Raw genomic sequence first — 10,963 nt, forward strand, 5'->3', positions numbered from 1 at the left:
GGCCGGAATGGCCGGCCGGAGCAGGAAAGCCGAGAGGATAGAATGACCACTTTTTCACCCCGGGAAATTGTCTCGGAACTGGACCGCCACATCATCGGCCAGCATGATGCGAAACGTGCGGTCGCGATCGCACTGCGCAACCGCTGGCGTCGCCAGCAGCTCGATGAGAGCCTGCGCGATGAAGTGATGCCCAAGAATATTCTGATGATCGGACCGACCGGTGTTGGCAAGACGGAGATTTCCCGTCGCTTGGCAAAGTTGGCCGGCGCCCCGTTCATCAAGGTCGAGGCGACGAAGTTCACCGAAGTCGGTTATGTCGGCCGCGATGTCGAACAGATCATCCGCGATCTCGTGGAAATCGGTATTGGCCTCGTGCGTGAAAAGAAGCGCGCAGAAGTACAGGCCAAGGCGCATGCCAGCGCTGAAGAACGGGTACTCGATGCGCTTGTCGGGACGACCGCGTCGCCCGGCACCCGCGAAAGCTTCCGCAAGAAGCTGCGTGATGGCGAGTTGGACGACAAGGAAATCGATATCGAGGTTGCCGATAGCGGATCGGGCATGCCCGGTTTCGAAATTCCCGGCATGCCGGGCGCCAATATTGGCGTCCTCAACCTGTCGGAAATGTTCGGCAAGGCCATGGGTGGACGCACCAAGAAAGTGCGCACCACGGTATCGAAATCCTATACCGATCTCGTCCGCGATGAATCCGACAAGCTGCTCGACAATGAAATGATCCAGCGCGAAGCGGTGAAGTCGGTGGAAAATGACGGCATCGTCTTCCTCGACGAGATCGACAAGATCGCGGCGCGCGATGGCGGCATGGGCGCCGGCGTTTCGCGTGAAGGCGTGCAGCGTGACCTCCTGCCGCTTGTCGAAGGCACGACGGTTTCGACGAAATACGGCCCCGTCAAAACCGACCACGTCCTGTTCATCGCGTCAGGCGCGTTCCATGTGGCAAAGCCATCCGATCTTTTGCCGGAGCTTCAGGGCCGCCTGCCGATCCGCGTTGAGCTGAAGCCGCTGACCAAGGAGGATTTCCGTCGTATCCTCACCGAGACGGAAGCAAGCCTCATCCGCCAGTACAAGGCGCTGATGGCGACGGAAGAACTCGACCTTGATTTCACCGATGATGCGATTGACGCTTTGGCCGATGTGGCCGTTCATCTCAATTCTTCGGTTGAGAATATCGGTGCGCGTCGTCTGCAGACGGTGATGGAGCGGGTTCTGGACGAGATTTCGTTCAACGCGCCGGATCGCGGTGGTTCTGCCATCAAGATCGATCAGGAATACGTCAAAAAACATGTCGGCGATCTGGCCGCCGATACGGATTTGTCGCGTTATATTCTCTGAAGACTTCAGGGAAAACGAAAGAAGAGTGCGGCCATATTTGCCGCACTCTTTTATTTTATCTGCCTCATCTCGCATTCAGCCCGCATTTTGTTTATGGGAAGGGCTGCATTCCGGTTGGAACCGCTTTCGTGGAATGGTCTGGTTTTCCTCTTTTGCAGGGAAGCCGCAGGCTTGAGAAAAGGCATTCGCTCGTGCGCAAAACTCTTCTGGCATTTGCCGCTGCTTTGACGTTCACCGTCGTCTCGTCTTCTTACGTCGAGGCCGCAACGGTCGTTCCGCCGGGCAATCGCAATGCTGAACAGCCCGGTGTCCCCGGTGCTTCCGCGCGCAGGACCAAGGCGTCCAACAGCTCTTTCGAACGTAAATATCAGAAGGTCATCAACCTTTTGTCCTCCGACAAGGCGCTGATCGCCAAGATCAAGTCGACGGCCGGGCGGTACGGTATCGATCCGATCCATATGATCGGCGCGATTGTCGGCGAGCATACTTATAATGTCGATGCCTATGACCGGCTGCAATCCTACTATGTCAAAGCCGCCTCCTATGCCGGCAGCAGCTTCCGTTTCGGGTATAAGGACGAAACCATCGCGCAGTTTCTGACGCGCTCGCAATTTACCAAATGTCAGTCGAAGAAGGATTCCTACGGCCTTTGGAACTGTCGGGAAGATGTCTGGGACGACAGCTTCCGCGGCAGGACGGTGGATGGCGTCGCCTATCCGAACAACCGTTTCAGCGCCGTATTTTTCCAGCCCTTCTATGCCGGGCAGACCTTCGGTCTCGGCCAGATCAACCCGCTGACGGCGCTGATGTTGTCCGATATGGTGTCGAAAACGTCGGGCTATGACAGGTTGGACGAGAACGACGCCACAGCCGTCTATACCGCCATCATGGACCCTGATCGTTCGCTGGCCTTTATGGCCGCCTCCATCCGCAAGTCGATCGACGATTACAGATCGATTGCCGATATGGATATTTCGAAAAATCCCGGCGTCACCTCCACGCTTTATAATGTTGGCGGCTCGCAGCAGCGCGCGGCCGCTCTCGCCCAGAAGAACCGCCAGCGCGCCGCAGGCGGGGAGCAGCCCCTGATGCCCGAAGAAAACTATTACGGCTGGCTGGTGAATGACCGCATCAAGGACTTGCAGGCGCTTTTGTAGAAAAAGACGACTATCGGCCGCATTGTTTCCAAAATGGAAATAATATTTGGCTGCCTGCCGCAATTGACGAGCGCCCTCTTCAACGTCCAATCTGGACGCCTAGAATAGAGGAGGCGCATGTGAGCCGCACGAATAAATTCGGTCTTTCTATCGATGACAAGCTTTATGCTTTTTTGACGGATGAAGTGCTGCCGGGCACGGGTCTGGACAGCGAGGCTTTCTTCGAAGGCTTCTCGGCCATCGTCCACGAGCTTTCTCCGAAGAACCGCGAATTGCTGGCAAAGCGCGATGCGCTGCAGGAAAAACTGGATGGCTGGTACCGGCAGAACGGCGCTCCGGTGGATTTTGCTGTCTATGAGGGCTTTCTGAAGGAAATCGGTTACCTGCTGCCGGAAGGCCCCGGCTTCCAGGTGGAAACCGGCAATGTCGATCCGGAAATTGCTGCCGTCGCCGGCCCGCAACTCGTTGTTCCGGTGATGAACGCGCGTTATGCGCTGAATGCCGCCAATGCCCGCTGGGGTTCGCTTTACGACGCGCTTTACGGCACCGATGCCATCTCCGATGCTGATGGTGCGGAAAAGGGCAGGGGCTACAATCCGAAGCGCGGCGAAAAGGTCATCACCTGGGCGCGCAACTTCCTCGATGAATCGGCGCCGCTCGAAACGGCAGGCTGGTCCGATGTGTCAGGCTTCAAGATCGTTGACGGCCTGTTGCAGCTTGCAATCGGCGACGCCACGACGGGGTTGAAGGACGCTGCACAATTCAAGGGCTTTACCGGTGAGGCGGAAAAGCCGGAAACGATCCTGCTCGGCAGAAACGGTTTGCACACCGAAATCGTCATTGATCCATCGACGGAAATCGGCAAGGGCGACGAGGCGGGCATCTCCGATGTCATTCTCGAATCCGCGCTGACGACCATCATGGATTGTGAGGATTCGGTCGCTGCCGTCGATGCGGAAGACAAGGTTCTGGTTTACGGCAACTGGCTTGGCCTGATGCGCGGCGATCTGACGGAGGAGGTTGCCAAGGGTGGCAAGACCTTCACCCGCAGGCTGAATCCGGATCGTTATTATACCGCGCCCAATGGTTCGGCGCTCACTTTGCCGGGTCGCTCGCTGATGCTGGTGCGCAATGTCGGTCATCTCATGACCAATCCGGCAATCCTCGACAGGGATGGCCGCGAGGTTCCGGAAGGCATCATGGATGCTGTCGTCACCGCACTGATCGCGCTTTACGACGTCGGCCCGTCCGGGCGGCGGCAGAATTCCCGCGCCGGCTCCATGTATGTCGTCAAGCCGAAAATGCACGGGCCGGAAGAGGTCGCCTTCGCCAACGAGATATTCTCTCGCGTCGAAAACCTCATCGATATGACGCCGAACACCATGAAGATGGGCATCATGGATGAGGAGCGCCGCACCACGGTTAACCTCAAGGAAAGTATCCGCGCTGCGAAGGATCGCGTTGTCTTCATCAACACCGGCTTCCTCGACCGCACGGGCGACGAAATCCATACCTCGATGGAAGCGGGGCCGATGATCCGCAAGGGCGACATGAAACAGGCCGCCTGGATTACCGCTTACGAGAACTGGAACGTCGATATTGGTCTGGAATGCGGCCTTTCCGGCCACGCGCAGATCGGCAAGGGTATGTGGGCCATGCCGGACCTGATGGCGGCGATGCTGGAGCAGAAGATCGCACATCCGAAAGCGGGCGCCAATACCGCCTGGGTGCCGTCGCCGACGGCGGCGACGCTGCATGCCACACATTATCACAAGGTCGATGTCGCAGCCGTTCAGGAAGGCTTGAAAAGCCGAGGTCGCGCGAAGCTTTCCGATATTCTGTCGGTGCCGGTCGCGCCACGTCCCAACTGGACGCCGGAGGAAATCCAGCGCGAACTCGACAATAATGCGCAGGGCATTCTGGGATATGTCGTGCGCTGGGTCGATCAGGGTGTCGGTTGCTCCAAGGTGCCTGACATCAACAATGTCGGACTGATGGAAGATCGCGCGACGCTGCGCATCTCCGCACAGCACATGGCGAACTGGCTGCGCCATGGCGTGGTGACGGAAGGGCAGATCGTTGAGACAATGAAGCGCATGGCTGCCGTAGTCGATGGGCAGAATGCCGCCGACGCTGCGTATCTGCCGATGGCGTCCGATTTTGAAGGATCGATCGCATTTCAGGCGGCTGTCGAGCTTGTGCTGAAGGGCCGCGAACAGCCGAATGGCTACACCGAACCGGTTCTGCACCGCCGCCGCCTGGAACTGAAGGCGAAGCAATCAGCCTGAAACCGAGTCAGGCGTTTAGATAAATAAAAAAGCCGCCGGGAAATTCCACGGCGGCTTTTTCTTTGTCTTCTGTCTTATCTTACTGGATCACGACGACCTTGGAGCTGCGGCCCGGACGGACACGGCTGTAAAGATCCATGACATCCTGGTTGATCATGCGGATGCAGCCGGAAGAGGCGGCGGTGCCGATCGAAGCCCATTCGGGCGAACCATGGATACGGAACAGCGTATCCTGTCCCTTTTCGTTAAAGAGATACATGGCGCGCGCGCCGAGCGGGTTGGACAGGCCGGGGCCCATGCCTGCCTCGACATATTTCGCGACTTCGGGCTTGCGGTCCGCCATTTCCTTCGGCGGATGCCACATCGGCCATTCCTGCTTCCAGGCAACATAGGCTTCACCGGCCCAGGCAAAACCTGCCTTGCCGACGCCGATGCCGTACCGGACGGCGCGGTTGCCGGACAGGATGTAATAAAGGTAACGATCGCGCGTATTGACGATGATCGTGCCGGGACGTTCGTTCGTCTGGAACTCAACGATCTGGCGACGGAACTTCTCGTTTACGCGATTGATCGGAATGGCCGGCAGCGCATAGCCCGCATCGGTCACGGGACCGTATACGTCATTGAAAATCTGGACGGTTTCGACCTTCGCCGGAACGGGGTCGGCAACCGGCACTGACGCCGCGATCTTGCCGGATGTCGGGCGAGTTGATTGGGAGGTGGTTTCAGCGCAGCCGGCCAGAGCCAGTGCTGCCGTCAGACCAAGTGCGGTCAATGAAGTACGGATGCGCATGTTGTTCTCGCGGAAAATTCGCCAAATTGTGCGAAGGAGTAGGCTTAATTGGATAAATCGGTTATTTTCCATTCAGCCGCTCTTGGCAAGCCGTTGCGCCGCCGCGAGACGGTCGCGCATTTAAAATTACCGGTTGATTGCCTTTTTGCAACAATAGGCCAAACGCTTCAGCAGCCTTTATCCATGACTATTCTTTCCGTTACCAACAATAATCCCTTAATAGACGGTCGCCAGTCGGACAAGGCGATGCTGGTACGTCGCGGCGTTCAGGTCCTTTTGCACGAGATGCGTCATTCGGTGCTGCCGGAACTGCCGCTTGCGAGCGGACGAAGGGCGGATCTCATCAGCCTGTCGGTCAAGGGGGAGATCTGGATCATCGAAATCAAATCTTCGATCGAGGATTTTCGTGTCGATCGCAAATGGCCGGAATACCGATTGCATTGCGACCGGCTGTTTTTCGCCACCCATCCGGAAGTGCCGACCGATATCTTTCCGGAAGAGTGCGGATTGATCCTTTCGGATGGATATGGTGCCCATATGCTTCGCGATGCGCCGGAGCATAAATTGCCGCCGGCGACCCGCAAATCTGTGATGCTGGATTTCTCGAGAACCGCTGCAACCCGGTTGATGCTGGCGGAATGGACGACCGGGCGCAGCTTCGGAGAGTGATTACTTCGGTGCGCGCTTGGCGAGAATGCGCTGCAAGGTGCGCCGGTGCATGTTGAGACGGCGGGCGGTCTCCGAGACGTTGCGTTCGCACATTTCATAAACGCGCTGAATATGCTCCCACCGCACCCGGTCGGCTGACATGGGGTTCTCAGGGACTTCGGTCTTTTCGCCCTTGCGCTGCGTCAGGGCATTAAAGACATCGTCCGCATCGGCGGGTTTGGCCAGATAATCCAGCGCTCCAAGCTTCACGGCGGTAACGGCGGTTGCGATGTTGCCATAACCGGTCAGAACGACGATCTGCGTATCGTCCCGGTTCTGCCTGATGGCTTCGATTACTTCCAGTCCGTTGCCATCGGCAAGCCGCAGATCGACCACCGCGTATTTAGGCGGTGCGGCCTTGGAGCGGGCAATACCATCGCTGACCGTCTCGGCAGTGTCGACGGCAAATCCGCGCGTTTCCATTGCCCGGGCAAGCCGGCGCAGAAACGGGCCGTCATCATCGACGATCAGCAGAGATTTGTCGGGTCCGATGGGGTCGATATCGTCCGCAGGTGCGCTGGTGGTTGGGGTCTGGTCTTCTGTCTTCATGTTTCCGGCCTTCCGGCAACTTCGTCGGCTTTGTTTCTTCTTCTTATCGCCGCTTCAACGTGGATGGTAAAGTCAACGGTTTCTTTTATCGTCCATAAGCGCGCGAGGCCAGATGATTGTGACCCGCGCCCCGGTTTTGCTGGAGCCGCGATTTTCGAAGGTAACGGCGGCGCCGGATCGCTCAAGCAGTGTCTTGGCGATAAAAAGGCCAAGTCCCAGCCCGCCCGCCCGGGTGTCGTTGTGCCGTTCCGTCACATAGGGCTCACCGATACGGGCAAGCACGTCATGGGCATAACCCGGCCCATCATCCTCGATGAGGACCGCGACATTCTGCGAATCATGCTCCACCGTCACCGTCACCTTCTCCCGCGCATAGTCCACGCCGTTTTCGATGAGGTTGCCCAGTCCGTAGATGATGCCGGCGTTGCGAATGCCGACCGGTTCGTCGGCCCGGTTGCTCTTTTCCACGAGCTCAAGGCGAATGCCGAATTCCCGGTGCGGCGCCATCACCTCCTCGATCAGCGAAGACAGCGGCAGGCGGCGCATATGTTCCTCATTATCGGCGGAAAGCGATGTGAGGCGGCGCAGAATATCGCGGCACCTTTCACTCTGGCTGCGCAGCAGCGCTATGTCTTCGCCATATTTTTCATCATTTCCGAGTTCCCGCTCCATTTCCTTGGCGACAACGCTGATGGTCGCAAGCGGCGTGCCGAGCTCATGCGCTGCGGCGGCTGCCAGCCCATCCAGCTGCGAGAGGTGTTTTTCCCGCTCCAGCACCAGTTCGGTTGCAGCCAGCGCGTCCGCCAGCTGATTGGCCTCATGCGAAACGCGATAGGCATAAAAGGCCGCAAAGGATGTGGTGGCGATGATCGCGACCCAGGTACCGACATGCAGCAGAAGCTGGATCGGCAAAACCTCGCCGGGATACCAGGGAACCGGAAACGGCGAAAAGGCGATCGCAGTCGAGCAGATGACGGCAAAAGCAAGAAGAATAAGCGAATGCCGCAGCGGCTGCGAGGCAAACGCGATGATGACCTGCACGCAGATCAGCGGCGCGAAAGGATTGGAAAGGCCGCCGGTAATATAGATCAGCGCCGTCAATTGCAGCAGGTCGAAGGCCAGCAGCAATGTCGCTTCCCAGGGTTCCAGGCGATAGGTGGAGGGAAAGCGGGCGGTGAGAAACAGGTTGGCAAGCGCCAGCGCCGCAATCAGCAGGCCGCAGGCCAGCAGCGGCAGGGGGAAGTTCAGCCCGAAAGCAACGAAAAGGATCGTCGCTGTCTGTCCAGCAACCGCCAGCCAACGCAGCCAGACAATCGTCTGCAGCCTTATTCTGCGGCTGGCGCGGCCAAGCCTTGTGGTTTCGATCGGATGACCAGCCACCTTCGTCTCCTTTACCCTATTCATCGTCTTCACGTCCCGCGCGGTTTCGCGCGGCTGGTCGGCAGGGCCGCTGCCGGGTCCTCCGGCCATGGATGGCGCGGATAACGCCCACGCATATCCGCCCGCACATCTTTCCACGACCCCGCCCAGAAACCCGGAAGATCACGAGTGGTCTGTATCGGCCTGTGTGCGGGCGAGGTCAATTCCAGCAGTAGCGGCAAGCGCCCCTGCGCGATCGCGGGGTGCGACGTCAGCCCGAAAAGTTCCTGCACGCGAATGGAAAGGGTCGGTTCGCTGGCGTCGTAGCGGATTGGATGCCGCTGGCCCGTCGGCGCCTCGAAATGTGTCGGCGCTAGTCTTCCGAGGTCTCGCGCCACCTCGTGTGGCACGAGAGACATAATCCCTTCAGAAAGGCTTCCGGGTCGAATGTCCTGCAGGCTACGCGCACCGTGTTGGAAAGGAACGAACCAATCATCAAGTCGCCAAAGCAATGCCGTATCGCTGACGTCGGGCCATGGTTCACCGATGCTCGCGTTCAGAAAACCGATCCGGTCGCGCAGCTGCTGGGTTTCTTTCGAAAAGGGCAGAATGCCGATGCCGAATTCCTGAATGCCATTGGCCAGCGCCTGTGCGGCCTTTTCGCCTTCCGGGCGGGGCAGGGGCGTTTCATCGAGGATGATGGCGCCGAGGCGCGTGACCCGGCGCGCACGTGCCTGGCCGCTTGCCTTATCAAAGAGCAACTGGTCCTGCTGAACGATAAGGCGCGGCATCCGCTCTTCTATATCGGCCCTGTCGATGCCTGCTGCCGCAAGGATGCGCGGCTGCGCCGCTCGCCCGGTAATGTCGGCCACGACAAGCATCCTGCTCGCCGCCAGCCGCTCGGTCTCGGCAAGTTCGGCACCCCGGCCATTCGCCATCACATAACGGCCGCGTGCTCCGCGCTGAAGCGCGATCCTGTCCGGATAGGCGTGCAGCAGCAGGGGGCCAGCTTCGCTTGGCAATTCGGCTGCCGTCTTTATATCGCCAATCGCGTCGAACAGCCTTGATGCCAGCTTGCGCGCCGCCTGCGCCCTTTCGCTCCTGTCGGAAACAAAACGCCGTAGCCGTTCATCAAGATCGAGATCGTTTCCGCCCAGCCCCTGTTCCGTCAGCATGACGGCGAGCATCGCCGCCTTTTTCCCCGCACCCTCGCTTGCCGCTGCAATCACCATCGCCGCCAGCCGTGGCGGTAGTGAAAGGCCGCGCATCAGGCGACCGCGCTGTGTCAGTGCGCCACTTTCATCGAGAGCGCCGAGATTTTTGAGAAGCGCCACCGATTCCTTAAGCGCTGCTTCAGGCGGCGTGTCCAGAAAGGCAAGCATGGAAGGATCGTGAACACCCCAATGGGCGAGATCCAGCGCAAGGCCGGAAAGATCATTCGCCAGAATTTGCGGTGGCGTAAAGGCATTAAGCGCCGCCGTCTGTCCCGGATGCCACAGGCGGATTGCCACGCCAGGTTCCGTTCGCCCCGCACGGCCCGCCCGCTGATCTGCGGAAGCCCGCGATACCCGGACGGTCTCCAGCCTCGTTATTCCCGTTGCCGGTTCGAACACGGGTAGTCGCTGCAATCCGCTGTCAATCACCACACGCACACCGTCGATGGTGATCGAGGTTTCCGCGATGGAGGTGGCAAGCACGATCTTGCGTCGCCCGGCCGCCGCCGGCTTGATCGCTGCGTCCTGCTCCTTTTGTGACAGGTTACCGTAAAGCGGGATGACGTCCGTATCATTGGAAAAGCGCCCCTCCAGCCGTGCGGCCGTGCGGGTGATTTCCGCCTGCCCCGGCAGGAAAGCAAGGATGGAACCTGTTTCCGCCGCATCGGCTTCGATAATTGCCTTGGTGACTTTCTCTTCAACCGGCGCGCCCTGCCAGCGATCCTCATAGCGGATATCGATTGGGAATGTGCGGCCGAGGCTCTGAACCACTGGCGCGTCGCGCATCAGCGTGCTGATGCGGTCCACATCAAGGGTGGCGGACATAACGAGGATACGCAGATCGTCTCGCAATCCATCCTGAACGTCGAGTGCCAGAGCCAGACCGAAATCGCCGTCGAGTGAGCGTTCATGAAACTCGTCGAAAATCACCGCCGAAACGCCGGCAAGTTCCGGATCGTCCAGAACCATTCGAGCAAACACCCCTTCGGTCACCACTTCTATCCGGGTTTTCGAAGAAATACGATTGTCAAGCCGCATGCGGTAGCCGACCGTTTCTCCTACGCTTTCATGTAACAGATCAGCCATGCGCCCGGCCGCGGCCCGCGCGGCAAGCCGGCGCGGTTCAAGAAGAATGATCTTGCCGTCGCCTCGCCATTCCTGCCGCAGCAGGTGAAGCGGGACCAGTGTCGTTTTGCCTGCGCCGGGAGGAGCCGAAAGAACCGCGCGCTTCGCGCCTGCCAGCGCATCGGCAATATCGCCAAGAACATCGCTCACGGGAAGCTCGGGCAAGTCGTTCTTTATTGGAGCTGGTGTTCTGGTCATGCGAAGAGGCCTGCGGCATTGGGTTGGTATATGAGCGTCTTCATGCCGTTCTAAAGCAGGACCCGGCGCTTGGACAGCGGACTATGAGGGTTTCGCGAATGCGCTTCTGGCAAAAAACAAGATCGCTCGCGCCCTATCTCGCATGGGAGATGGAAGGGATACATCGCGTGCTTGGTGAAAACGGCGAAAGATTCCGCCTTTCCGGCGTCTTGTTGTCATTTC

The 10,963-nt window shown here is 59.0% G+C and carries 8 protein-coding genes; 4 read left to right on the plus strand and 4 right to left on the minus strand.

From position 1 onward, the window contains the following. The first annotated feature begins 42 nt into the window (after positions 1–42). The 3 genes from hslU to M0412_RS18920 all read left to right on the plus strand — a co-directional run bounded on the left by hslU (position 43) and on the right by M0412_RS18920 (position 4,795). Positions 43–1,350: an ATP-dependent protease ATPase subunit HslU gene (hslU, locus tag M0412_RS18910; RefSeq protein WP_142842095.1), complete on the plus strand. Its 1,308-nt coding sequence runs from the start codon at positions 43–45 to the stop codon at positions 1,348–1,350. A 191-nt stretch (positions 1,351–1,541) separates the two neighbouring features. Further along, positions 1,542–2,507, plus strand: coding sequence for a DUF1402 family protein (locus M0412_RS18915; protein WP_269700709.1), 966 nt, complete (start codon positions 1,542–1,544; stop codon positions 2,505–2,507). Positions 2,508–2,626: 119 nt separating this feature from the next. Beyond that, positions 2,627–4,795 (plus strand): malate synthase G, encoded by a 2,169-nt coding sequence (locus M0412_RS18920; protein ID WP_269700707.1) that lies wholly within the window; start codon positions 2,627–2,629, stop codon positions 4,793–4,795. A gap of 79 nt (positions 4,796–4,874) precedes the next feature. On the opposite strand, the gene M0412_RS18925 is transcribed toward M0412_RS18920, so the two are convergent. Beyond that, positions 4,875–5,588, minus strand: coding sequence for a L,D-transpeptidase (locus M0412_RS18925; RefSeq protein ID WP_046799744.1), 714 nt, complete (start codon positions 5,586–5,588; stop codon positions 4,875–4,877). A gap of 183 nt (positions 5,589–5,771) precedes the next feature. On the opposite strand from M0412_RS18925, the gene M0412_RS18930 reads away from it, so the two are divergent. Next, positions 5,772–6,257 (plus strand): MmcB family DNA repair protein, encoded by a 486-nt coding sequence (locus M0412_RS18930; protein ID WP_004444350.1) that lies wholly within the window; start codon positions 5,772–5,774, stop codon positions 6,255–6,257. On the opposite strand, the gene M0412_RS18935 is transcribed toward M0412_RS18930, so the two are convergent. The 3 genes from M0412_RS18935 to hrpB all read right to left on the minus strand — a co-directional run bounded on the left by M0412_RS18935 (position 6,258) and on the right by hrpB (position 10,741). Next, positions 6,258–6,845, minus strand: coding sequence for an ActR/PrrA/RegA family redox response regulator transcription factor (locus M0412_RS18935; RefSeq protein WP_065114473.1), 588 nt, complete (start codon positions 6,843–6,845; stop codon positions 6,258–6,260). A 72-nt stretch (positions 6,846–6,917) separates the two neighbouring features. Beyond that, the gene (gene actS, locus M0412_RS18940; protein ID WP_142842367.1) at positions 6,918–8,225 is read right to left on the minus strand and encodes a two-component system sensor histidine kinase ActS; all 1,308 of its coding nucleotides are present in this window, start codon (positions 8,223–8,225) and stop codon (positions 6,918–6,920) included. A gap of 29 nt (positions 8,226–8,254) precedes the next feature. After that, a complete protein-coding gene (gene hrpB, locus M0412_RS18945) occupies positions 8,255–10,741 on the minus strand; it encodes an ATP-dependent helicase HrpB (protein WP_269700671.1) in 2,487 nt (828 codons plus the stop codon). Positions 10,742–10,963: the final 222 nt, after the last annotated feature.

It is taken from the genome of Agrobacterium sp. O3.4 (genome assembly GCF_041414895.1).
Lineage (GTDB): Bacteria > Pseudomonadota > Alphaproteobacteria > Rhizobiales > Rhizobiaceae > Agrobacterium > Agrobacterium cucumeris.